The organism is Mycobacterium sp. 852002-51971_SCH5477799-a (genome assembly GCF_001667145.1).
Classification (GTDB): domain Bacteria; phylum Actinomycetota; class Actinomycetes; order Mycobacteriales; family Mycobacteriaceae; genus Mycobacterium.
The window spans coordinates 1-23,733 of the sequence record NZ_LZIF01000073.1; the positions used below are offsets into that span (position 1 = coordinate 1).

17 protein-coding genes are annotated in these 23,733 nt (G+C 59.1%); 8 read left to right on the top strand and 9 right to left on the bottom strand.

Translation table 11 applies throughout. The annotated features are described in order from the left end of the window. From A5753_RS07780 to A5753_RS07795, 3 genes are all read right to left on the bottom strand, one after another. A partial coding sequence (locus A5753_RS07780) for an amino acid adenylation domain-containing protein (protein ID WP_156656001.1) occupies positions 1-2,645 on the bottom strand: 2,645 nt, incomplete at its 3' end. Between the two features lie 23 nt (positions 2,646-2,668). After that, entirely contained in the window at positions 2,669-2,899 is a 231-nt protein-coding gene (locus A5753_RS07790) for an MbtH family protein (protein WP_067125391.1), read from the bottom strand. A gap of 787 nt (positions 2,900-3,686) precedes the next feature. Continuing rightward, a complete protein-coding gene (locus tag A5753_RS07795) occupies positions 3,687-4,955 on the bottom strand; it encodes a glycosyltransferase (protein ID WP_067125394.1) in 1,269 nt (422 codons plus the stop codon). 392 nt (positions 4,956-5,347) lie between these two features. On the opposite strand from A5753_RS07795, the gene A5753_RS07800 reads away from it, so the two are divergent. The 4 genes from A5753_RS07800 to A5753_RS24260 all read left to right on the top strand — a co-directional run bounded on the left by A5753_RS07800 (position 5,348) and on the right by A5753_RS24260 (position 10,512). Then, positions 5,348-7,540: an acyltransferase family protein gene (locus tag A5753_RS07800; RefSeq protein WP_067125397.1), complete on the top strand. Its 2,193-nt coding sequence runs from the start codon at positions 5,348-5,350 to the stop codon at positions 7,538-7,540. A 365-nt stretch (positions 7,541-7,905) separates the two neighbouring features. Continuing rightward, positions 7,906-9,069, top strand: coding sequence for a DegT/DnrJ/EryC1/StrS aminotransferase family protein (locus tag A5753_RS07805; RefSeq protein WP_231990036.1), 1,164 nt, complete (start codon positions 7,906-7,908; stop codon positions 9,067-9,069). A 191-nt stretch (positions 9,070-9,260) separates the two neighbouring features. After that, the gene (locus tag A5753_RS07810) at positions 9,261-10,322 is read left to right on the top strand and encodes a class I SAM-dependent methyltransferase (RefSeq protein WP_067125403.1); all 1,062 of its coding nucleotides are present in this window, start codon (positions 9,261-9,263) and stop codon (positions 10,320-10,322) included. Then, positions 10,315-10,512, top strand: coding sequence for a hypothetical protein (locus tag A5753_RS24260; protein ID WP_156656003.1), 198 nt, complete (start codon positions 10,315-10,317; stop codon positions 10,510-10,512). The genes A5753_RS07810 and A5753_RS24260 overlap by 8 nt, the downstream gene beginning before the upstream one ends. A 323-nt stretch (positions 10,513-10,835) precedes the next feature. On the opposite strand, the gene A5753_RS07815 is transcribed toward A5753_RS24260, so the two are convergent. Continuing rightward, positions 10,836-12,104: a glycosyltransferase gene (locus A5753_RS07815; RefSeq protein WP_067125406.1), complete on the bottom strand. Its 1,269-nt coding sequence runs from the start codon at positions 12,102-12,104 to the stop codon at positions 10,836-10,838. 174 nt (positions 12,105-12,278) lie between these two features. On the opposite strand from A5753_RS07815, the gene A5753_RS07820 reads away from it, so the two are divergent. The 4 genes from A5753_RS07820 (at position 12,279) to A5753_RS07835 (ending at position 17,176) form a co-directional block, all read left to right on the top strand. Next, a complete protein-coding gene (locus A5753_RS07820; protein WP_067125409.1) occupies positions 12,279-13,802 on the top strand; it encodes an MFS transporter in 1,524 nt (507 codons plus the stop codon). Positions 13,803-13,991: 189 nt separating this feature from the next. Beyond that, the gene (locus A5753_RS07825) at positions 13,992-15,041 is read left to right on the top strand and encodes an NAD(P)-dependent oxidoreductase (protein ID WP_067125411.1); all 1,050 of its coding nucleotides are present in this window, start codon (positions 13,992-13,994) and stop codon (positions 15,039-15,041) included. 67 nt (positions 15,042-15,108) lie between these two features. Continuing rightward, entirely contained in the window at positions 15,109-15,942 is an 834-nt protein-coding gene (locus tag A5753_RS07830) for an NAD(P)-dependent oxidoreductase (protein WP_067125414.1), read from the top strand. 463 nt (positions 15,943-16,405) lie between these two features. Continuing rightward, entirely contained in the window at positions 16,406-17,176 is a 771-nt protein-coding gene (locus A5753_RS07835; protein ID WP_067125417.1) for a cephalosporin hydroxylase family protein, read from the top strand. 266 nt (positions 17,177-17,442) lie between these two features. Here the strand turns inward: A5753_RS07835 and A5753_RS07840 are convergent, their stop codons facing one another. From A5753_RS07840 to A5753_RS07860, 5 genes are all read right to left on the bottom strand, one after another. Then, positions 17,443-18,666 carry a class I SAM-dependent methyltransferase gene (locus A5753_RS07840; protein WP_067125420.1) on the bottom strand — a complete coding sequence of 408 codons (1,224 nt, stop codon included), beginning with the start codon at positions 18,664-18,666 and terminating at the stop codon, positions 17,443-17,445. Continuing rightward, the gene (locus tag A5753_RS07845) at positions 18,663-19,214 is read right to left on the bottom strand and encodes a dTDP-4-dehydrorhamnose 3,5-epimerase family protein (RefSeq protein ID WP_067125423.1); all 552 of its coding nucleotides are present in this window, start codon (positions 19,212-19,214) and stop codon (positions 18,663-18,665) included. The genes A5753_RS07840 and A5753_RS07845 overlap by 4 nt, the downstream gene beginning before the upstream one ends. 331 nt (positions 19,215-19,545) lie before the next feature. Continuing rightward, on the bottom strand, positions 19,546-20,319 hold the full coding sequence (gene rfbF / locus A5753_RS07850; RefSeq protein WP_067125426.1) for a glucose-1-phosphate cytidylyltransferase: 774 nt from the start codon (positions 20,317-20,319) through the stop codon (positions 19,546-19,548). A gap of 36 nt (positions 20,320-20,355) precedes the next feature. After that, positions 20,356-21,231, bottom strand: coding sequence for a hypothetical protein (locus tag A5753_RS24265; RefSeq protein WP_156656004.1), 876 nt, complete (start codon positions 21,229-21,231; stop codon positions 20,356-20,358). 848 nt (positions 21,232-22,079) lie between these two features. Beyond that, positions 22,080-22,784, bottom strand: a complete 705-nt coding sequence (locus A5753_RS07860) for a class I SAM-dependent methyltransferase (protein ID WP_156656005.1) — start codon at positions 22,782-22,784, stop codon at positions 22,080-22,082. Positions 22,785-23,733: the final 949 nt, after the last annotated feature.

The following is a 23,733-nucleotide window of genomic DNA, read 5'->3' on the forward strand; positions in this document are numbered from 1 at the left end:
CCATCGAGCGCGGCCAACGCCGCTTGAACCTCACCCAACTCGATGCGATACCCACGGATCTTGACCTGCTCATCAGCACGCCCGAAGTACTGCAGCTGCCCGTCAGCACCCCAGCACACCACGTCCCCGGTGCGATACAGCCGCGCCCCGGTTCCACCGAACGGGCACGCCACAAACCGCGACGCCGTCAAACCCGCGCGGCCCACGTAGCCATACCCCACGCCCGAACCGGCCACATACAACTCGCCGACGACACCGACCGAGACCGGTCGCAACCAGCCGTCCAAGACAAAAAATCCCAGATGCGCCAGCGGTACCCCGACCGGACTGGCATTTGCCTTGACATCGCCGCGCACGATCTCCCTGAACGACGCGTGCACCGTCGTCTCGGTCGTGCCGTACATATTGATCAACCGCGGCCTGATGGGGTGATTGTCTAGCCAGGTCGCGAGCCGCTGCGGCTCCAGCGCTTCCCCGGCAAACACCACAGCCTGCAACTCCAGCTGCTGGCCCTGGTCTGGGTGGACCTCGTCAACCGCCTGCAACGCATAAAACGCCGACGGCGTCTGACTCAACACGCTGACCCGCTCAGCAACCAGCAACGCGTGGAAGTCCTCCGGCGAGCGAGCCACCGTCTCCGGCACCACCACCAACCGCCCACCATGCAGCAGCGCACCCCACGTCTCCCACACCGAGACGTCGAACGCCAATGAATGCCACTGCGACCACACCTGCCCCGACAGCTCAAGACGCTCGCCCGCAGCCTCCAATAACCCCGTCACACTGCGGTGAGAAATCGCCACGCCTTTAGGCACACCCGTCGTACCCGAGGTGTAGATCAAATACGCCACATCATCAGCCGAGTGCGCCGGCAACCCCGTAACCGGCTGCCCACTAATGCGCGGATCATCGAATCCGACCACCACCAGGTCAAACCCATCCAAGCGATCCGCCAACTCGGTAGCACACACCGCCACCAACGGGGCAGCATCACCGAGCACGAACTCCACTCGCGCGGCCGGCACCGCCGGATCAATCGGCACATACGCCGCCCCGGTCTTGAGCACCGCCAGAATCGACACAACCGCCTCGACCGAACGGGAGAACAGCAACGCCACCCGCTCACCGGGACCCGCGCCCAGGCCAACCAACAAGTGCGCCAACCGATTCGACGCCTCGTCAAGCTCGCGATACGTCATCGACCGGCCGGCGAAACTCACCGCCGCCGCCTCCGGGGCCCGCGCCACCTGCGCGGCAAACGACACCGGTATCGACACCCCCGAGCCCGCCGCCTGGGTCAACACCCCCTGGTTAGACCACTCATCCAACCGAGCGTGCTCAGCTTCATCCAGCAAATCCATCGACGACACCCGTCGCACCGGATCAGCAGCCATCCCCACCAGCACACGTTCCAGCCGCTTCGCCAACTCACGCAGATCGCAATTCGGAAGCAGTTGCCCGGTACCCGGAGTGCTGAGAAAAAGCTGATCCTCGTCCCGGAAAAAGACCAGCCTGAACTGGTCTCCGAGGCCGTCGTGGGTCAGGGTCGCCGTAACAGCGGAGCCGGCCAGATCAGCCAGATGTGTGGTTGGGATGAAGTTGACCGCTACCCGATTCGAACGGTGCCCGGACCCACGAGATCCAGCCGCATTTTCGAGCGCGTGGACCGGGAATCGCTGATGCTGCAACAGTTCTCGAATCCGGGTGTCGACATGTTCGCAGAAGTCGGCCACCGTCGAATCCGGTGCAGCCTTCAAGACCAGGGGCACCACCCCGGAGATCATCCCCGGCACCAGCTTCGACTCGGGCCGCACGCGCCTGCTTACCGGGAAATCGAAGACGACTTCCGAACTCTCGACATCGCCCCCGCCGACGAGCAGCGCGCACGCGGCGGTGATCACCGACGATCGGCGCATGCCCAACGTCTTCGCGAGCTTGTCGATGCCAGCGACAGCGTCCGAGTCCAACTGCACGGGAGCAGACGATTCCTCGCCATCATTCCCGTTCGCCGCACTCTGATAGCGCGCTTCGCTCTGCGGAGGGAGGTTCCTGGCCCAATATTCCTGATCGTCGAGGTAGTCGCTGGATTGTTCGTATTCCAGCTCACACTCGATCAGATCCTGCAGCGACCCAAAGTAATTATCCGGGATCTTGTCGCCGTAGGCGATGGCACTATAAGTGGTTGCTATCCGATGGAGAACGAGAGCAAGGCCGATTCCGTCGGTAACAATGTGATGGCAGCACACAAAAAAATAAAACTCATCTGTTCGCGTCTGCAACAAAGCGAATTTAAATAGCGGGCCACTGAGCGGCATTGCCGTTCGCTGAATCGATGAGGCCAGCCGGTAAGCGTCCTGCTCGGGATCGTGCGATTCAGTCAGGTCATAACGAACAAGTTCAACGTGCGGGTCGTCGACCACAGTTTGAATGATCGTGCCGTCATCCTCGAAAAAGGCGGCACGCAGTGGTTCGGCTTCCCGAACCACTTGACGAATCGCCGATTCGAACAAATCGTGGTCAATTGGGCCCGCAATGCGCACAAACACGCCCAGCTGCCACCGGGCAGCAAACTCACCTGTTTCTTCGGCAAGCCAAATATCCAGCTGCCCCCGCGTTAGCGGAAGTGAACGGTCATGAAGTCTCATACCACTCCCCCAAAACACACGTTCTACTGGTCAGAAGCGCGGGCCGCCGCCAGCCTCTCGCGCAGACTCTTCGGCCGTATGTCGGTCCAGTTCTGGTCGATGTACTCCAGGCACGCGGCGCGGTCGGCTTCGCCGTACACCACCCGCCAGCCAGCCGGAACGTCAGCGAAGGTCGGCCACAAGCTGTGCTGCTCCTCGTCGTTAACCAAGACGAGAAAGCGGCCGCTTTCGTCGTCGAACGGATTGACGCTCACCGATTCTTCATACCCCTCTAGTCGACGTGTGTAACACGACCTAAACGGTAGTGGAGCCGGTAGACCCTGTCCGGTGATTGAGGAAAATCGCTGCTTGGACCTAGGGTGACTCTGGACACACCAAGCCAGAGCGGCGTCCCGCGCCCCCGATGAAGTTCGGTCTCCGGAGGCGTCGGGCGATGAAGCGGAAAAGGCTTCGTCACAACGGTCATTTATTAGATGCTTTCGATAGCTCCGTCGCGGAAGCCATCCGACAGCAACTGTGCGGTAACGGAGCACCACGCTGGCTCACCTCTTGGTCATTTGCGGCGAATACACGTCGTCCCGCCAAAACGTTTCGTGAAGCCCGGTGTCCTTTCTATGCACTCTCACTGCGGCCTGCCGGCTGCTTCCGACTCTGAACTTCCGCTCCGCTTCAACGGAGCCCAACGTTATGCACGCTGCGATATGAGCGTCCATGTCTAGCAACGCTTTTTGCAATCGCTCTCAAGCGCGGCTGAGCGACAGCGCGAACTGGACAAAGCACCGATCCTCACGCCAGGGGTATCCAGCCGTCCAATGACGCGCCGCACGCTAGTCAGCGCGCCAGCCGACCCGCATGGTGACCGTCGGGCCGGAGATCCCCGTCGACGTGGGGCTCTGGAGATCGTAGCTGCCAACCTGGCGGTCGTACATTCGGGACGCATTCAAGGGATTGCCTTCCGACGAATAATCCAGGTCTGATCGAGCGGACGACTGACAATGCGATATGAGTCGTTTTGGAAGACAGGCGGACAGGCTCAACCAATCAGCCAACACACCGGGCGCGTGCGAGGTCTTCCAAGAGATCGGCTGCAGCCGCAGCACTTTCGGCGGGTTTGGCCATCTGGGTGGCGATCTCGCGGGCCTGAGCGCAGTACTTTGGATCAAGGATCGTGCGCAGGTCGGCGACTAGCGACTCTTTGGTCGTGCTCGTGAAGCGACGCGTGGTGCCCACCTGTAGGCGTTTGACAGCGGCTCCCCAAATCATTTGAGGGGTATCCATCGAAAGGATCAAGGTCGGAACCCCGGCGCGCATGCCGATGGTTGTTGTGCCCACGCCACCGTGGTGCACCAGCGCCCGACAGAGCGGAAAGACAGCCGCTAGGTTGACGGCTTCCACGACTTTGACATGTTCGAGCTGGGAGATATCGCTGAAGTCACTCCAGCCGGCACAAACCAACGCCCGCTCACCCAACTGCGCGGAGGCCTCGCTGATCATGGTAAACGTCTCGGCTGGGGAATCGACCGGCATACTGCCGAATCCAAAAAAGATCGGCGCTCTCCCCGCCGCAATCCACGAGAGCACCTCTTCGTCGGCCTCCGTGGGCAACTCCATTGTCGGCGCACCGACAAAGGGCCGTCGCCCACTAGACTTCGCCCATTCGGTCTTCAGCCCAGCAAAGCAGAATTCGTCGTAGGCCTGAATTTCCAGCGTGCCGCGTTTCGCAAACCGTCGCGGCGCGGGCCCAGTGGCCTTGGACAGTCCCAGTTCAGCGCGCTGCGCATCCTCGACTTTCTTCTCAATCAGCCAGTCCAGCCACTCGAATCCGCTCATTGCTGATCGCGCCAACCAACCAGGCAGGGAAGACAGCAGCTGACTGTTGGGACGCGCGGGGACGTAATGCAGGGTGGCCAATGGAAGGTCATAATACTCCGCGACGTTGGCCGCAGTCCGCTCAAAGGCCAGGCCGGTAAATAAAACGTCAGCCCCCTCCGCCAGCGTCATCAGCGTCGCACTCATGTCTCCCCAAGACCGGGCACAGACGTCGTAAAGTTCACCCCAGGACTTGCGCAGCGCTCGGATGTTCCAGAAGTTGCCGAACAAAGACATCCAAAAACGGCGGTATCCAACCAGCATGGTGCGCGATTCCACACCGTGGGGGATCGCCGCGAGCCCAGCGGAATTGGCAAACTCAACAAGATCGGGAGGGACGGCGATGCGCACGTCATGCCCACGGCGCACCAACTCCCGCGCGATGGCCGCGCACGGCTCGACGTCGCCGCGCGTTCCATAGCATGAGACCACAATCCTCATCGCGGATCTCGGCCCTTTCACTCGTCGACTTGTACCGCGGAAACGATAGCTGCGGCCACCCGGGCCGCTAGTTCCGCCGCCCGGCAGCATAACCCTGGTACCCGCGCCGTCGACTGAAATTCTGGAAGTGTGGCGGAAGGGGGGCAATACCGAACTTTTTGGGGCAACTTTCCGGCCGCCTTGCCACTGCTGTGAAGACGAGGGTCAGAAGCATGGCGGCGGTCTCTCAGAAGCCACGCCGCGTGCGCTGCCGTGGCTCTTCTATCGCTTGTCGGGTTGCCGATGAAAATACCTTCGAAGTCGCGGTGTGTGTCGAAATCTGTCGTAATCGACTTCTTCGGTGCTTAGCGGTGTAACAATGCCTCTACTCGAAGAGGGGTTGATACTAGGGGGTGGCTTTGCACCAAGCTGTCGAGGCCAGCCGTATCGAAGAGGTGCAGGGCCGACGCCCGCCACAAAGACAATTTCGCCCCGACATCGAGGGCCTACGCGCCGTCGCGGTGTCGGCCGTTGTCCTCTTTCACGCCGACATGCCTGGTGTCCGTGGGGGGTTCGTCGGCGTGGACGTATTCTTCGTCATCTCAGGCTTCCTGATAACCGGACTACTGTGGCGCGAGGTGAGCACTTCCGGCACCGTGGGGCTCCGCCGCTTCTACGGGGCACGGGCCCGCCGATTACTGCCGGCCTCCGCCACAGTAGGCGTCATCACCGCGATCGCCTCAGCCGTCCTGCTACCCTCGTTGCAGGCCAAAGCCGTCATGGCTGATGGCATCGCCAGCGCCCTTTACGTAGGCAACTACCAGTTTCTTCTGCAAGGCGTCAACTACCTCGCCTCGACATTGCCGCCATCACCGTTCCAGCATTACTGGTCTTTGGGACTAGAAGAACAGTTCTACCTGATCTGGCCAGCCGTAATTATCGCCACGACTTGGCTTATCCGGCGTGTACGCCGCCGACGCAGCAGTGACCATGCAACCTCGTCGAAAATGCCGTACCTGGTGGTCCTTGCGCTGGTCGCGGTCGTGTCTTTTGGGCAATCGCTAATTCTCACTTACTGGTTGCCTTCAGTGGCGTTCTTTTCACTGCCGACGCGGGCATGGGAGTTGGCTGTCGGCGGCCTCGTGGCCCTTACGGCTGATCATTGGCGCCGACTGCCGGCACTGTTTGCTGCGATGGCGGGATGGGGAGGGTTGGCGCTCATCCTGCTGGCCTGCACCCTATTGGGCATCACTACCCCCTACCCTGGTGGCGCCGCACTGATGCCAGTGCTCGGCACGGCGCTGGTGATCGGCGCTGGCTGTGCCGCATCCTCACGGGGATGCGGCCACGCCTTATCCTTGCCCCCGATGAGAGCCGTCGGCCGACTGTCGTACTCGTGGTATTTGTGGCACTGGCCAGTGTTGTTGCTCCTGCCGCCCTTGTTTGGTCATCCGCTGGGCCTCGCCGCCAAGCTCGCAGCAGTCCTCGTCTCCGGCGGACTCGCGGCTCTGACATTGCATCTCATTGAGAATCCGCTGCGACTCGCTGCTCCGCTGCGCCGGTCTCCCATCGGCAGCCTTGCACTCGGTGGTGCGGCCACCGCGGTGGCGGTCGGCGTGAGCGTCGCGCTGCTGGCGTCGGTGCCTGCGCCGGTTGGACGCGGTGCGCCAGCTCCGGCGCTGACCGTCACCGCAGCGCCTCCGCCCGCTGGGCACAATAGTTCGCCGTACGACTCGGCGGTGGAATACGCATTCCAACAAGTTCGGACCGCCGTCGCGGCATCCGCCGAGCTAAGGGCTGTACCGTCGAACTTAGCCCCGCCGCTTGCAGACGCGGCGGCCGAGCTGAAAAAATTGTTCCTGAACGGGTGTGTGCCCAACTTCTGGGAATTAAGACAGTCTGAGTGCGCGATGGGCGACACTTCGTCAACGACGACGGTGGCCCTGATCGGCGACTCCCATGCCGCTATGTTGGTACCGGCTTTCCAGCAGATGGCTGCCCAGCGCCACTGGAGGCTGGAACTTCTAGGCAAGGCGGGCTGTCCACCCATGAGCATGCCCGTCAGCAATCCCATCCGCCGGCTGGCATCAGGCGTGTGTGAGCAATGGCACGCTCAGATGATCACCCAGTTGCGCGCCGAGCACCCGCGGCTGGCCGTGGTGAGCATGTACCGCCAGTACGGTGGCGACGACTTCTACCTGCCAGGTTTCACTTCCTACGATCCGGCGTGGATCGGTGCCCTCACCCACCTGGTTCAAGAGCTGCGCGGCAGCGGCGCGAAGGTACTGGTGCTCGGGCCAATTCCGAATCCGCATTCAGTGGTGCCGATCTGTTTGTCCGGCCACCTCGATGACGCGATGGCCTGCTCGCCCCAAAGGTCAACGGCGGTAAGCGAGTCCGGTATCGCGGATGAGTCCGCCGCCACCAAAGCTGGCGACGGACAATACGCAGACATCACCGAGCTCTTCTGCACCGCTGACCGTTGCCCGGTGATCGTAGGCAACACCCTCGTGTACTTTGATAAAGATCATCTAACGGCCGAATATGCTCGGCTGTTGTCACCGGTGATGGGCTCGCTGGCAGACCGCGCGCTCGCGGAAGATTGATATACCCGTCTACCAGTGACATTAGAGTGCCGCTAGTGGCTTTCCAGCACGGGGTCAAATAACTCCCAGTCTTCGCGCCCCAACCTGAGCAGATCCTCGACCTTCCAGAACCTGGGGGAATAAATGAGATGACAGCGCACGGCTCGACACCACCACCAGTTGCACGGCTGGCCAGCACAAACTTCACTGCAGATCTTCGCCTTTCACCCGTCGAGCCCCTGCTGCGAATGAAGCGGGCGCCCCGTCCACCAGCCCTGCCGCCCGACTCCACAGCCGCGTTAACACCCTTGGAAACCAAAAGCTTTGCTCACACACTAACTCGGTTCTAGCTAACTTTTCTGAGCTTGCTGTTAGCCTGGCTCGCTATGACGTTCCCGAGACCCGTTGAACGCACCATGCGGGATGGACAAGAGCTTGCTGGGAAGCCCCGGATCCCTTACACCAGACCCTCGATCACCGAGCTCGAGGTGGCCTACGCCACCGATGCTGCGGCGAACGGATGGGGCTCACGTTGCTACGAGTACATCGAGCAGTTCGAGAATTCTTTTAAGGCATACCTAGAGATCACGCACACAATCGCCACGTCGAGTTGCACCGGCGCACTGCACATGGGTATGGCCGCCCTTGGAATCGGCCCCGGCGACGAGGTCATCCTGGCTGATACCAACTGGATCGCCACAGCAGCGCCAATCGTTCACCTAGGAGCCAAACCTGTCTTTGTCGACATTTTGCCCGAGAGTTGGTGCATCGACCCGTCACTGGCCGAAGCTGCCATTACCCCACGTACCAAAGCCATCGTCGCGGTGCACTTGTATGGCAATCTCTGCGAAATGGGCCGCCTCTTAGCGGTAGGGCGAAAGCACGGCATCCCGATAATCGAGGACGCGGCGGAAGCCATTGGCTCGATTTACCAGGGGAAGCACGCCGGCTCCATAGGACGCTTCGGAACGTTTTCGTTTCACGGCACCAAAACGGTCACCACTGGTGAGGGCGGAATGTTCGTAACCGATGACGACGACTTATACGAAAAGGTGCTAACCCTGAGCAATCATGGCCGCGCAAGTAGTCAGACCGAGCAGTTCTGGCCAAATACGGTCGGCTTTAAGTACAAGATGTCAAATATTCAGGCGGCTATTGGTTGCGCACAGATGGAGCGTATCGATCATCTGGTCGCACGGAAGCGGGAAATATTCGATTACTACCGCGGCATGTTGATGGATTTGTCGGGATTGTCTATGAATTATGAGCCGGCCGGAAGCACAAATGGATTCTGGATGCCGACCATTGCTTTCGAGGAGTCGTCAGGACTAACACGTAAGCGTATCATGGCAGCCTTTGAGGCTGAAAACATTGACGCACGGATTTTCTTTCACCCCCTATCTGCAACGCCGCCGTTTGAAGGGCGGTCTAAAGGACGGTGGGCCAGCGATATCTCCAACCGAGCGATCAACATCCCCAGTTTTCATGACATCTCCGAAGCGGAGCAGCACCGAGTCGCGCAGGTTATCCGAGAGCTTTACAGTGCATAACGCAAGCTACACAGTTCTCCCAATTCTTATAAAGCATGGTAAGGAAGGGGCAGCTGCTCCCGCCGCAGCTGGCACCTTACTCCGTCCACCGAACACGGCGGCGGTGCGTGGTCGACGCATTTTGATGCGTATTTTATTGGTCCGGAACCCCTTCAATCTCCGGGGGTCGTCAGCTTTTGGAAGGGCATGCGATGAGCGGCGTGGCACAGCTTTATGAGCAGTCGGATTTTCCGATCTTTCAGAACCGCATGTACGAATCTGCCGAGGAGGCGCGCGCTTGTCCCCGGGGCGATATTCGTTTGGTCCAGGATGATATTAGCGGCCTCGTCTACAACGCGGCCTTCCGGCAAGAATTGATGACCTACGACGCTGCCTACGAGAACGAGCAGGCGCACAGTCCCGTATACAAGCGTCACCTGGAAGAAGTCGCCTCTATCGTCGAGCGCAACTTGGGCACGGATGGATTGGTTGAGGTGGGTTGCGGCAAAGCCTATTTTCTTGAGTTGCTGCAGTCGCGCGGCTGTTCAATCACCGGCTTCGATACCACCTATGATGGCAATAACCCCGCTGTAGAGCGTCGCTACTTTGGTGACGGTGTGACGGTGTCGGCCAGAGGGGGAATTGTATTGCGAGGTGTGCTCCCTCATGTTCAGAACCCTGTCGGTTTCCTTGAAGGCCTGCGCGACGCCAATGACGGCGGCCTGATTTACATCGAGGTTGAGTCTTTCGAGCGAATCCTGCGTGCAAGAGCTTGGTACAACATTTTTTACGAGTACGTGACCTACTTCCGGCTTGAAGATTTTTCCCGGATGTTCGGCCGGGTGGTGGAGAGCGGGTATTTGTTTGGTGGCCAGTGCCTCTATGTTGTTGCTGACCTCGCCACCTTGCGACCACCTTTGTCGACGGTGGCGGATCGTGTGGACTTTCCGGAAGATTTTCTGGCAACGGCGACCTTGGCCCCATCTGACCGGGTGGGAGGAGTGCATGCCGTATGGGGTGCATCGTCCAAAGGCGTCATTTATTCGCTCCTGCGGGAACGCTGCGGCAATCCGGTGGATGTCCTGATCGACATCAACCCGGCTAAGTGGAACAAATTTGTGCCGGCCACCGGAGTCCCGGTGATGTCCCCAGAAGAGGGGATGGCGAAGCTCGCGCCGGGTTCCGACATCTACGTGATGAACTCCATTTATACGGAGGAGATTCGGACGATGACGAGAGATCGATTCAAGCTCATCGGAGTGGAATATGACTGACTCGATGAGGGGCACTGAACCGGACTGCGGGCGGCCGAGCAATCAACGAGTTCAGGCGGCGCTTTTACCTACGCTGGGCTCGCTGCTGGTGCATTGCATGTTCAACTTCGCCTATGGCGCCTTCGATCAAGACGTCATCGGAATCGACATCCATCCACGGCGAACCTGTTTTCTTGCTTCGTTATGCTGACACAGCTTGACACGGCTGACGCCGTCCAACCCCTGCACCGGTAGATCCTGGCGAATTCGAATCGGCAAGGTGGTAAGCGTCGACCTCGATCGATATATACCGAGCGGCCATATACAGCACGGCACGGATGATCTGGTGACCATGAATTGCATCACAAGTCCGGTGCACCCGGATGGCATTGCTCTTGTCCGGTAGCCTGCACTTCTCGGCAGCAAGCCTCATTGACTGCTCCACGGGCTGCAGCGAGCACGCTCTATTCGGGGATCACCATAGTCCTGCTAAAGCCCGCCGGCGCAGTGAGATCGAGGGCACGCCGTCCGCAGTTACACCAGGCCCCGTGAGCGGGCGAAATTCTCTATACAACTAGCGGCCGCTACAACGCTGTCAGCGGGTTTGGTCATCCTACTGGCGAATTCACGGGCTCGAGCGAGGTATTGAGCGTCAAGAATGGTGCGCAGGTCGGCGATCAGCGATTCCTCGGTAGTGCTGGAAAAGCGTCGAGCCGTGCCAACATTCAGTCGCTTAACCTGAGTCCCCCAAATCGTCTGATCGAGGAAAGTCGGAAGGATCAAGGTTGGAATTCCGGCGCGCAGTCCTATTGCGGTGGTGCCCGCGCCGCCATGATGGACGACCGCGCGACAAGCCGGGAAGGCGGCGGCGTAATTCATTGTGCTTATCACTTTGACGTGCTCGGATTCGGCGGCATCGCTGAAGTCGCTCTCGGCGGAGCAAACTAGCGCACGCTCGCCCAGCTGCGAGCACGCCGCGCTGATCATGGCGATTGTGTCGGCGGGAGATTTGACAAGCGTGCTGCCAAATCCGAAGAAAATCGGGGGTGTTCCAGCAGCAATCCACGAGGCGACTTCACGATCAGCATCTGTGGGCAACTCCATCGTCAGCGCGCCAACAAAGGGGCGTTGGCCGTTCCATTGCGCCCATTCGGTTGCCAGCCCGGGAAAGCAAACCTCGTCATAGGCTTGGATTTCCAGCGATCCCCCCTGCCTGATCCGCCGCGCCGATGGCGCCGTTGCCTTAGGTAGGCCGAGTCCTTGGCGTTGTGCGCCCTCAAGCTTCTTCGTCAAGGACCAATCCAGCCACTCGAACATCGTCATTGCAGAGCGCATCAGCCGCGCCGGGACAACCGGAGCCGACTGGCCGTTGGGCCGTATCGGATGCAGATGCAGGGTGGCCAATGGTATGCCGTAATATTCGGCGACATTGGCAGCACACTGCTCCCCAATCACGAGCGTAAGCAGCAAGTCGGCCCCATCCGCCAGCGACATTAGGGTGGCGCTAATCTCCGTCCAACACTGGGTCAACCGCTCCCAATCTTCGCGCCCCAACCTGATCAGATCCTCGACCTTCCAGAACCTGCGGAATAGATGCGTCAAGAAGTCACGGTGCAGGTCCTGCCACGTCCGCGCCTCCGGTCCGCACGCGACGGCGCAAAGCCCGACCGACTCGACGAAACCCACCAGATCGGGAGCAACCGCAATGCGTACGTCGTGCCCGCGGCGTACCAGCTCATGGGCGATGACAGCGCACGGCTCGACATCACCACGAGTTCCGTAGCTGGCCAGCACAAACTTCACTGCAAATCTTCGCCTTTCACCCGTCGAGCCCCTGTTGTGAATGAAACGGGCGCCCCGTCCACCAGCCCGGCAGCATAACCCAACCCCCGCGCCATCACCCTGAGAACCAGAAGTTTTGCCCAACTAACCGGTTCACGGAAAACGCCTCTTAAGGTGCTGCTAGCGTAGCCCGCTATGGCGAAGCCGACACCCGTAAATCCGACTACGCGAGGCCCTATGAGCGAGGACTTCCCGACAGAGTTGCCATCTCGCCGGTTTACTATCGCCGCGGTTATCGCTCTTGGCGGCATGCAGCTGATGGTTATGATGGATGGCGCCATCGCCACCGTAGCGCTCCCCAAGATCCAGAACGATCTCGGCCTGTCTGACGCTGGGCTGAGCTGGGTGATCACCGCATACGTGCTGACTTTTGGCGGTCTGTTACTGCTGGGGGGTCGTCTGGGGGACACCTTCGGGCGCAAACGCATATTTCTAACCGGTGTCGTGCTGTTCACCATCGCCTCGGCGGTGTGCGGCATAGCCAGGGATGGGAACACGCTCGTGTTGGCGCGGGGTCTACAGGGCGTGGCCGGCGCGTTCGCCTCGCCGACCGCTTTTGCCTTGGTGGCAACCACCTTCCCGAAGGGACCGGCACGCAACGCCGCCACGGCGGGGTTGGGCGTAATGGGCGGTGTCAGCGCGGTGTCAAGCCTGGCGGTGGGCGGGGCGCTCACCCAAGTGTCATGGCGGCTGGCGTTTTTGGTCAATGTGCCCATCGGGCTACTAGTGCTATACCTGGCCCGGACGGTGCTTCGGGAAACGCAGAGGGAGCGCATGAAGCTCGATGTCACCGGAGCTGTGCTGGCCACCCTGATGTGTACCGCCGCAGTTTTCGGATTCTCGATGGCACCAGGGAAGGGCTGGACGTCTGCCCCGACGCTCGGTTCGGCTTTGGTAGTACTTGCTAGTTTCGTGGCTTTCGTCGTTGTCGAGCGCACCGCTGAGAACCCCATTGTGCCGTTTGATTTGTTCGCCGACCGCAACCGGCTGGCTACGTTCGCGGCGCTGTTTCTTGCCGGTGGAGTGCTATTCGCTCTGACCGTAGTGGTCGCCTTGTACACCCAGACGATCATGGGCTACACCGGTCTGGCCGTAGGCGTCGGCTTCATCCCGTTCGCCATTGCTGTGACCGTCGGCGCAGTCGTCTCATCGCGGTTGGTAACGCGATTATCGCCGCGGGTTGTGGTGATTGTCGGCGGCATCCCGGTGCTGGTCGCGGTGCTCTACGGCTCGACGCTCCACCGCGGTATCCCGTACTTCCCGAATCTGCTGGTCGCGCTCGTCCTCGCCGCTATCGGTATAGGCATGGTCACCGTCCCGCTCTCGCTATCCGTGATCGCCAGCGTCGGGGTCGACCGGATCGGGCCCACAACCGCGATCGCGATGATGCTGCAGAGCTTGGGCGCGCCGGTCGTACTTGGCATAACCCAAATTGTCATCATGTCGCGAGCGCTGCAACTCGGCGGCACCACTGGGCCGGTGAAGTCCATGAACCCAGCACAGTTGCACGCTTTGGACCGGGGTTACAGCTACGGAATGCTGTGGCTGGCCGGATTGGTCGGCTTAGTCGGTATTGTGGCGCTGTTCATCGGCTACACCGCGCAGCAAGTGGCGCACGCGCAGGAACTCAAGAAAGCTCTCGACGCCGACGAACTATAGCTCGATTGCTACATGGCAAAACAAGGGTTTCGACACTTAGGGGCATGCCGCAAACCACAGACCACCAGCACCATGCTGCGTGATCCAGTGAAAACCATGCCCGGTGCGGCGGCGTCGTACCGCCATAAAGATCCGCGTCAGCGTCTTGTTTAATGCAGGCGGTAAAATCTTTCGAAATTAGGGTGCAAAGTGAAGCGAATACTCGTCATTGGCGGCGCGGGCTACGTGGGGCCCGAGGTGGTCAGCAGACTCAAATGCTCGTCACCGAGCATATCCATTCACGGCATTGATGCTGGATGGTTCGCAGATCAGTGTGACGGAGCGGGGCCGCTGCCCGAGCTGCTGTACGACAGCTTCCAGTTCAAGGACGTTCGCGACCTGACGGCAGCGGACATCGAGGGTTACGAGTCCGTCGTGTACCTCGCGGCAATCTCGAATGACCCCATGGGAGATCGCTTCGGAGGCTTGACGCGTCAAGTCAATCACCATGAGGCCGTCCGGCTAGCCTCGCTAGCGCGCCAGCAGGGGACCCAGGAGTTTGTGCTTGCCTCGAGTGCCAGTGTCTACGGTCGTGGAAATAACGACCGTACGGAGGTAAGTCAACTTGATCCACTAACCGAGTACGCGCGGTCCAAGGTTGCAGCGGAAATTGCTCTTCAATCTCTGGCGGCGCCAAACTTCCGCGTTACAAGTCTGCGCTTCGCCACGGCCTGTGGATGGAGCCCTCGCGTTCGACTTGACTTGGTGCTCAATGACTTTGTTGCTTCAGCGATGACAGTGGGCCGCATAGTCGTCCTCTCGGATGGCTCGCCCTGGCGACCCTTGATACACGTCAGAGATATGGCGCTCGCCATCGAATGGGCCCTGAGCCCGGACAGGCAGTCACTCGCAACATATTTAGTGTCGAACGTAGGCCGCAGCGACTGGAACTTCCGCATCAGGGACCTCGCTGATGCCGTAGCCTCCGTCCTAGGCAACGTTTCCGTCTCCGTCAATTCGGATGCCGGTCCAGACACTCGGAGTTATCGCGTGGATTTTTCCCTGTGGCGACAAGTTGCTCCAAACCATCAGCCCAATGTCACGCTTGAAGACGCTATCGAAGAGCTTGCAGCCAACCTTGCTGAAATACCCGGGCTTGGCCCAGGTTTCAGGTCTTCGAGCAGAATCCGACTAAGCAGACTGCAGGATCTGATGGCCGCCGGATTTCTCGATGAGGAGCTTCGTTGGAGAAGAGGGTGAGAGTCGACGCAAGCGTCGTCCCTTCCCGGCGGATCCTCCTCTGGATTTCGTCGGAGTTCAGCTTCCGATGACCGTTACTCTGACTGGGGCAACGGGATTCGTCGGAAGGCAAATTCTGCGGAAGCTCTTGGAGCGGGACTGCTCGGTGCAGGTGCTTGTTCGCGATCCGTCCCGTTTGGAAGATATTCCCGCACGGGGAGAAGTCAAGGTGGTGCAGACACCCGACTTGTTCACAGCGGCCAACGACCGTTTGGAAAAATTCCTCGAAGGGTCGGAAAGCTTGATACATGCGGCTTGGCATGTGGCGCCAGGTGAATACCTTACGTCGCCTTTAAACCTTACGTGTCTCACCGGCACCATCAACCTGGCCTCCGTATTCTCGGCAGTAGGGGGCAGGCGATTCGTTGGTTTAGGAACGTGCGCGGAGTACGACGCTTCCGCGGGCCTAATGACGACCGCTACGTCGTTGGCGCCCAAAACGCTATACGCGGCGTGTAAGGCCTCGGCGTTTCAGGTGCTCGGCAATTTCTTTGACACAAAAGGTGTCAGCTTTGCCTGGTGTCGGATTTTCTACTTGTACGGGGAAGGCGAAGATGAGCGACGTCTTGTGCCGTACATTCGCAAGCAACTGGAGGCGGGGAAAGAAGTCCTCCTCTCGCAAGGCGATCAGGTTCGTGACTTTCTCGATGTGAAAGACGCTGCTCGAATGATCGCGGACGTCGCGGTGGGGGACCATGAAGGCGCGGTGAACGTCTGCTCAGGAAAAGCGGTGACCGTTCGACAACTCGCCGAACGTATTGCCGACGAGTACGGCCGGCGTGAACTTCTGCGTTTTGGGGCGAGGCCCGAGAATAGATTCGATCCCCCGCGGCTCGTGGGTGTGCGGACAGATTTGCAATGACTGGCGACGATACTAACGTCACCTTTCGATCCTCCAGAACCGGAGGTATGACACTGCCGAGGAGGCGCGCGCCAGTCCCTGCGATGACATTCGCCTGGTTCAGGGCAAGATCAGCGGCCTCGTCGACAAGTCGGCCTGACGAATCGATGACAACTGACCTCGCGGGTCAGAATGAGCGGGCACATAGCCCGTTGTTCAAGAGTCACCTGAGACAAGTCGCCACAATCGGCGACCGCCACCTTGGCATTGACGGGCTAGTCGAAGTTGGTTGCGGCAAGGCATAATTGTTGAAGGGCGCCCCGGTACGGCTGCTCGATCGCCGGCTTTGACCCACCCACGTGGCCACAATCCTAAGGTCCTCGTCGCTACTTTCGCGATGGCGTGACGGTGCCAGCGAAAGGGCCTCGGGGATACGGGGTCCGCAAGACAACGAGAGACCGATTCAACTTGATTGGAGCAGAGCATGAGTGATTTCGAAGCAGAAGTAATAGACCGGATCGACGCTATGTCCAGCGATCACCGGCTCAACGGGCAGGCCGCCCAGTTCATGGAAAACTCTCTGGTATCGCAATATTCGTACAACTTCACTTGGATGTCGCGACCGGTCATTCAGTATCCCCAGGACTTGGTCGCAATGCAGGAGTTGATCTGGCGCGTCCGCCCTGACCTGATCATCGAGACCGGCATCGCCCATGGGGGATCGCTGATTTTCAGCGCGTCCATGCTGGCGCTACTCGATTTGGCTGACGCGATCGACGCCGACGCCATACTCGACCCGGCCCAGTCCAATCGCAAAGTGCTGGGTATAGACATTGATATACGCGCTCACAACCGTGCGGCCATCGAGGCGCATCCGATGGCTTCACGCATTCAGATGATCGAGGGCTCCAGCATCGCACCCGAGGTGGTGGCGCAGGTGCGCGAAATCGCAGCCGGATTCCAGCGAGTTCTTGTCTGTCTAGACAGCAACCACACCCACGACCATGTGGTGGCCGAACTGGAGACTTACGCGTCGCTGACCTCGGCGGGAAGTTACTGCGTTGTTTTCGACACCATCGTGGAGGATATGCCCTCCGACATGTTTCTCGACCGCCCATGGGGCCCCGGCAACAGCCCGAAGACCGCTGTGCAGGAGTACCTCAAAGCGCACCCGGATTTTGGAATCGATAAGAGCATCCAGCACAAGCTGTTAATCACAGCGGCGCCTGACGGGTATCTGCGCAGGGGGACCTGACGTCCATCAGGCTTTACGAATCGGAAGTCGCGCGACAAGCAGTCGACGGAGGCCCGCTGAGTCGCGGCTCAAGCGCACAGCACACTGCTCGCGGCGGGTGGGACGTCGGGTTTTTGCCAGTCTTCGATCAACGCGCCAACTATAGCTAGACACGAACCGAAACGAGTAGCTGTCGCCCAGTCAACGATGGGTGCCGCTGTAATGATCTAATCGTGTGGACTAGCACCGCAAGCGGCGATTGACGGTCGGTGCAAGCGACGCAGGGCTTACAGCACACTCAATTCAGGTACGGCCGTCACGAAACGAGTTCCGCTTTGGCCGAGATCGGCCAACTGGGTTCGCACCTCATCCGCAATATTCCAGGGCAAGATGACCACGTAGTCTGGTGGACTCTCGCGCAGCGCCTCAGGCGAGCGGATCGGAATGTGGCTTCCTGGCATGAACTTTCCCTGCTTGGACAGCGCGGCATCACAGACGTAGGGCAGCAAGTCGGGCCTGACACCTGCGTAGTTCAACAAGGTGTTACCTTTCGCCGCGGCACCGTAGGCCGCCACGCGCCGACCGGCACGCTTCTGTTCGATGAGAAAGGCCAGAAGATCGTCCTTCACGCGGTCAGCCCTCTTCTGAAACTCGGTATAGGTCTCGCGCCGCGCCACCCCAAAATGCTGTTCTCGCGTCAGCATCGATTGCACGCGCATCGAAGTCGCGATCGCTGCCTCAGTACGGCAGCCGTAAACTCGCAAGCTGCCCCCGTGGGTTGGCAACTCCTCCACGTCCCACAGCCGCAATCCCGCCTCGGCAAAGATGTGCGCCACAGTCGTGAGCGAAAAGTACGAAAAGTGCTCATGGTAGATGGTGTCGAACTGCGTCTGCTCGACCAACGGCATTAAATGAGGGAATTCCAGCGTCACCGCGCCCTCGGGCTTTAGCGCGGCAGCCAATCCAGCAGTGAAGTCGTTGATGTCGGGCACGTGGGCATAGACATTGTTGCCCAGAATCAAGTCCGCCGCCTCCCCCCCACTTGCCAGTCGACGCCCTAACTCTGCGCCGAAGAATTCTCGCCTGACCGCGATCCCCAGCGCCTCCGCCGCCGCGGCAGTGCTCGCAGTCGGCTCAATGCCCAGGCATGGAATGCCTGCTGCGACAAAATTCTTCAATAGGTAGCCATCGTTGGAAGCCACTTCGATCACGAAGCTCTCGGGCCCCAATTGCAGTCGATCGATGATCATGCGAACATAGCCGGCCGCGTGATCGAGCCAGCTGCTCGAGGTGCTGGAGAAGTATGCGTAGTCGTTGCTGAACAGGTCCTCGGCGCGGGCATAATCCTCCGTCTGCACCAACCAACACCGGTCGCACACGTTGACCCGCAGGGGGTAGTGCACCTCCGGAACAGACAGATCCTCAGCATGCAGATAGGCATTTGAGGGCGGTGCAAAGCCGAGGTCCACAAAACTCTGCTGCACGGGCGCGCTGCAGTGCCGGCATTTCATATCGCGACTCCTGTGAAATCTGCGTCTAGTAACGGATGCGAGAGATCTCGAGGCGAAAGGTCCTGTGGCGGCAAGGGCCACGGAATGCCGAGGCGCGGATCGTCGTATCGCAGGCCGCTCTCAGAAGGAGGATGGTAGAAGGCCGTGTGCAGGTATAACATCTCGCTGTCGGGTTCTAGGGCCTGAAAGCCGTGGGCGAAGCCTTCCGGGATCACGAGCATCTTCGCGTCGTCTTGCGCGAGCTGCTCGGCGTGCCACTGAAGGAACGTAGGAGATCCTGCCCGCACGTCGACCGCCACGTCCCAAACTCGTCCGTGAAGGCAGCGGACCAGTTTCATTTCCGCATGCGGTGCGTGTTGAAAATGCATGCCTCGTACCGCGCCGGCGTTGCTGGTCTTCGAGTGATTGATCTGTGCGATTTGGCGGTGGTTGAGGATGGGGTGAAGTTCTTGAGCGCAAAATAGGCGAAGAAACGCGCCCCGAAGATCGCGGTGGGGCACGGACTGCACGAGACTCAAGTCAGCTATCGGAGTGTCAAGGATCTTCATGTCGTTGCCCTTAGGTTTGGTCTGACTGCGTCGCTGTCGTAAGAGCCCTGCTGATCGGCATTCGACAATGCACCGAATATGAGCCATTGGCGATACGGGTCGACCGCCTGGTCCATTGCTTTTTCAAGATTCTCGCGGGCTGATGCCTCATCATGGATATCGATGTGATCCTTCGGCTACCTGTGATGAGCCCTGGTGGCTTGGTTCGGATGGTGTTTCTGCGAGCCCGCGAAACCGAGCGCATCCAGCCACGGGTATAACCATCGGCCTTCGTAGCCCCTCTGGCCAGAGATGCTGATCCGACGCTCGTGATGAGCAATTCCCAAAGCGTTCAACGCCAGCATTTCCACGGCGCTTCGCCGCTGCTCCACAGTTCTTCGAGCAGGTTCCTGTCTCGAAGTGTGTCCATGGGTTGCCAAAAGCCCGAATGTTCGAAGGCCATCATTTCGCCGTCGGCAGCGAGACGACGCAACGGCGCGCCTTCCCAAGTAGTCTCGTCGCCATCAATGTAATCGAGCACTCCCGGCGTCAAGATGAAGAAACCACCATTGATGAGGCCGCCATCGCCACGTGGTTTCTCAACAAAGCGCGTGACCCGATCGCCTGCGCACTCGATGGCTCCATAACGTCCCGGAGGAAGCACTGCGGTAACCGTGGCGTGACGCCGGTGCTGGCAGTGGAATTCGATGCTCGCGCTAATGTTGACGTCGCTGAGCCCATCACCGTAGGTGAAGCAGAAAGCGTCATCGTCCTTGATGTAGTCCGCCACGCGCTTGAGGCGCCCGCCCGTCATGGTGTTTTCACCGGTATCCACCAGCGTCACCCGCCAAGGTTCTGCGTGGCGCACATGCACTTCCATCTTATTAACCGACATATCGAAAGTCACATCAGACATGTGCAGGAAATAATTGGCGAAATATTCCTTGATGACGTAGCCCTTGTAGCCGCAGCAGACCACGAAGTCATTGATGCCGTGGTGCGAGTAGAGCTTCATGATGTGCCACAGGATTGGCCGCCCGCCTATCTCCACCATCGGTTTCGGGCGAACGACGGTTTCCTCTCTGAGACGAGTGCCTGCGCCACCGGCCAATATAACAGCTTTCATTTGACTCGCCTATGTTCGAGGTGCGTATTAATTCGATTAGGAACCCGACGGGTCAGTTACGCCGACGAAGTAACTCGATTCTTCATCGGCTATGATGGTCATATACCCAAATATACCCTCCGGAATGTTATTTGAGTACTTTTCCATCAGATGACGAACCAAAAAGAAAGAGCCTAGCCTCTCAGAAAGAAAGCTGATCGCCCTTATCTGGTAATCGTCATACTTTTTAATGCGACTGCCATATCGAACCAAAAACTGCCTGCCCACAACTTCAATTTTTGTCAACGTTTGCACCGCCCACGACTTCGGGTAAATCCCAAGTTCAATGCCGCCGGGAATAAAGTGCTTTGTCGCCAAGAATTCGGATGCTGAATTTGGATCCAGCACACCGGTCTCAATTGCTAATGATGTATAATCAAGTAAATCTTTGCGGTGGTGACATGCCGCATACTGTCCGATTATCGAGTCTTCGATATATAGAGGTTGTGCCACCAGGAATTCATTGTCAGCCCTAGGCACGAATGCGGATAGTTCGGCTTCCCTTTCAAAGTTCTCGAGGCTCAACGCCCGTTGATACAACGGGCACTCAATCCCCAATGAAATTGGAAGGATTCTTTTCCTATAGGTAGAAATTTCGATAAGCTTAGCTGCGCTGCAGAATCTATCGATTGCAACCGGCAAAACATTCGATCCTGCGGCGCCATATGCAATAGGTCTGGCATCATGCCAAAACTGATCAAGCTGTCTTACGTGGGTAGCAGAATCAGGCTGAAAATCTCCAAGGGAGATGCAATCGTCGTACCAACTCTCGGGCAATACGGGCTTTTTATGAGTAACGCAGAACCTATGAATCGTGGGTGCTGCGCCCGCAAATCCTCGCTCAGCTAACCTATGAGTGTCTACTGCTGCCACTTGTAATTTTCTTTCGGTCGTACGGGAGTTCTTTCGCCGTTAACGGCGCCAAGGCAAGTCTCGGGAACCGAATCGTTCGCCATGCTGGCAGTCTAACCCATGCTCGGCGGCAATCTTCTGGAACGGTCGAGACTTCCTTATTTAAGAATCCCTGACGGCGTCCGGCGCCCGGCGGCTGGGGGTCCTCGGCCATCGATGTGGTCAATGTGTACTGGCCACCCTGCCGGAATGCCGCGATCGCTGCGGCGCGACTGCCCTCGAGTCGCGTTTGCCGGGGCGCGACGATCCGACTAGCTTGTCGGCTGTTTACGCACCATGCGGCCAAAATTATGGATGTAGCTGTGCTGCACCCTTTTGCTGCGCATTCCCCGTCGCCGTGGCAGCCGACCGGGAAGCCTCGATGTGGACCACTATCAGCTCGCTGAGGTCTCTCTAATAGCACGTGCGCGACGGCATGATCCGCAGCAGCGGCGCTCAATTACCGATACCAAGATCTCGAATTACTCGACTATCGCAGCGAACATCGCGTATTCACGGCAACCGCAAAGCCCGACTTACTGGCAGGCTGAGGCATACCTTTTGACGTTTAGTCAAAGCGTTGTTGAGCCGGCGGCCCCGTCATCCGATTTGTAGTCTCATTCTGAATTTGCGGCCCCTCGAGTATATCAACCATGACACTCATTGTCGCCGCTATGGTCTGGGTGCTTTCAATACTTTCATTTAGCAGCCGTTAACGATTATTAGGTCGACAGCATGGGTTCCAAAGAAACTGGATGGCCCAAACCTATACGCGAGGCCAGCAGCAGTTGAACGTGCGTCAATATGGCCTGTCAGTATCCTGCTGGCGCTCAGGGCCGGTAGATGCTGCACGCTGGATTCCGATTGGAACGGCGCACGATAACCATGGAGTCGTGTATCTCGATACTACCCAATAACGGAGTGATTGCAGGCACGGCAAGCTCTTGGATGCGGTCCGAGTGACCAACCCGGAAGTTTGTTTCGCAGGAGGTGACCTGGTAATGGCCGTGCATCGCATCGATCAATGCCCTCACGAAATCAATGAATGAAAGGCGGCTGTCGCGGTGGGGCCGCCAGTAGTCGCGACCCACGTTTTCGATCACGTAAACGCCCCCGTTGCTCAACGCATCCGCGAACAGGCATCGGAATGAGTCCGCCATATGAGAGCTAGTCTGACTACCGTCATCCAAAACGATATCGAACGGGCCGAACTCCGTGGCGACTTTCCTAAGGAAAGAACCATTTTCCTGACCAATGAGCCGGACGCGAACGTCTCCCGAGTCAGCAACTTTTAAAAGCTTTGTATAATTATCAATACCGACGATAAGTGAGTTGGGGTGAAGGTATTCTTGCCACATCTGCAGCGATCCTCCATGGAAGCTACCGACCTGTAGCATCCGAATCGGCGTAGTTCGGTCAACTAATGACTCATAAATCCGCAAGTAGTGCGCCAATTTCTGGATTCTCGGAGTGCGATTGAATATCTCCGCCATCTCACCTTGCAGCTCGGTATCGATAGCCGGCCACAGAGTCATTGAAGCAAGATCTGGTCCCAGCGCCCTAAGCATTCTGCGTCGGCCGCGATAAGGATAGCGCCACAGCTGAGCAATCCCCCGCCTAAACATTGGTGCCGACGCTACCGGGTGGGTGAAGACATCGAGAAGGAACCGAAGTACGAACCGAATCCAGAACCGTGTGCCAGTCATCTTGATGCGACTATAGTCGTGACCCAATCCGGCGAACCGCTAGGGCCCGGCGCGGCGCCTTAGTGGCGCGATTGCTGGCCGACGTTAACGGCGGAGGTGGCACGACACGCGCGATGCTCCGATGCGGCGTCGGCAGGAAGACGAGACGTTTTCTAAATCACTCGCCCGGCATGGCCCGGAGGCATCGTGTCAGGCCTCGCGAAAGCGGCGGCGGCATCACAACGGGGCGTTCACCCGATCGACTCGTTAGTGGCCGTGGTCTAGCGTGTGGCGATCGACGCGCGACTGTACGCCACCCGTTAATTGCCGTTATCGCGCGCTGCGGATGGGGCACCGTCCTCGTCGGCTACCTGGCCACGTCAAAAAGCCAGCGCGTGTTTCGCTGCCGGCCACGCCGGACGGGCACGAGCAGCGCCTCAGCTGGCGGCGACGAGATCGGCCACTGTACGGCAGCATTCTGGCCCTGAAGTGGCCGGCGGTCACCCTACGGTCTCGTGATATTGGTTCCCAGAGGGTTCGGATTACCCGTGTCAGCGCGGGAACGTGCAGATCCGAAATCCATAATGTCGTGCAACACAGCCACTTTGGAGTACTGCCCTGTGTAACAGCGGAAAGAACGAGCAACGGGGAACCTGAACCTTTGCGTGGCCTGGGCCGTTGCAGGGTTGTTCCTGTCCAGGACGTTTCGCATGAGCATCCGGAAACCCGCGTTCGCCGATCAGCCAGCCCAACGCACCGCAAGCAGGTGGAAGTGTCTACCACCAAAACGCGGCCGCAA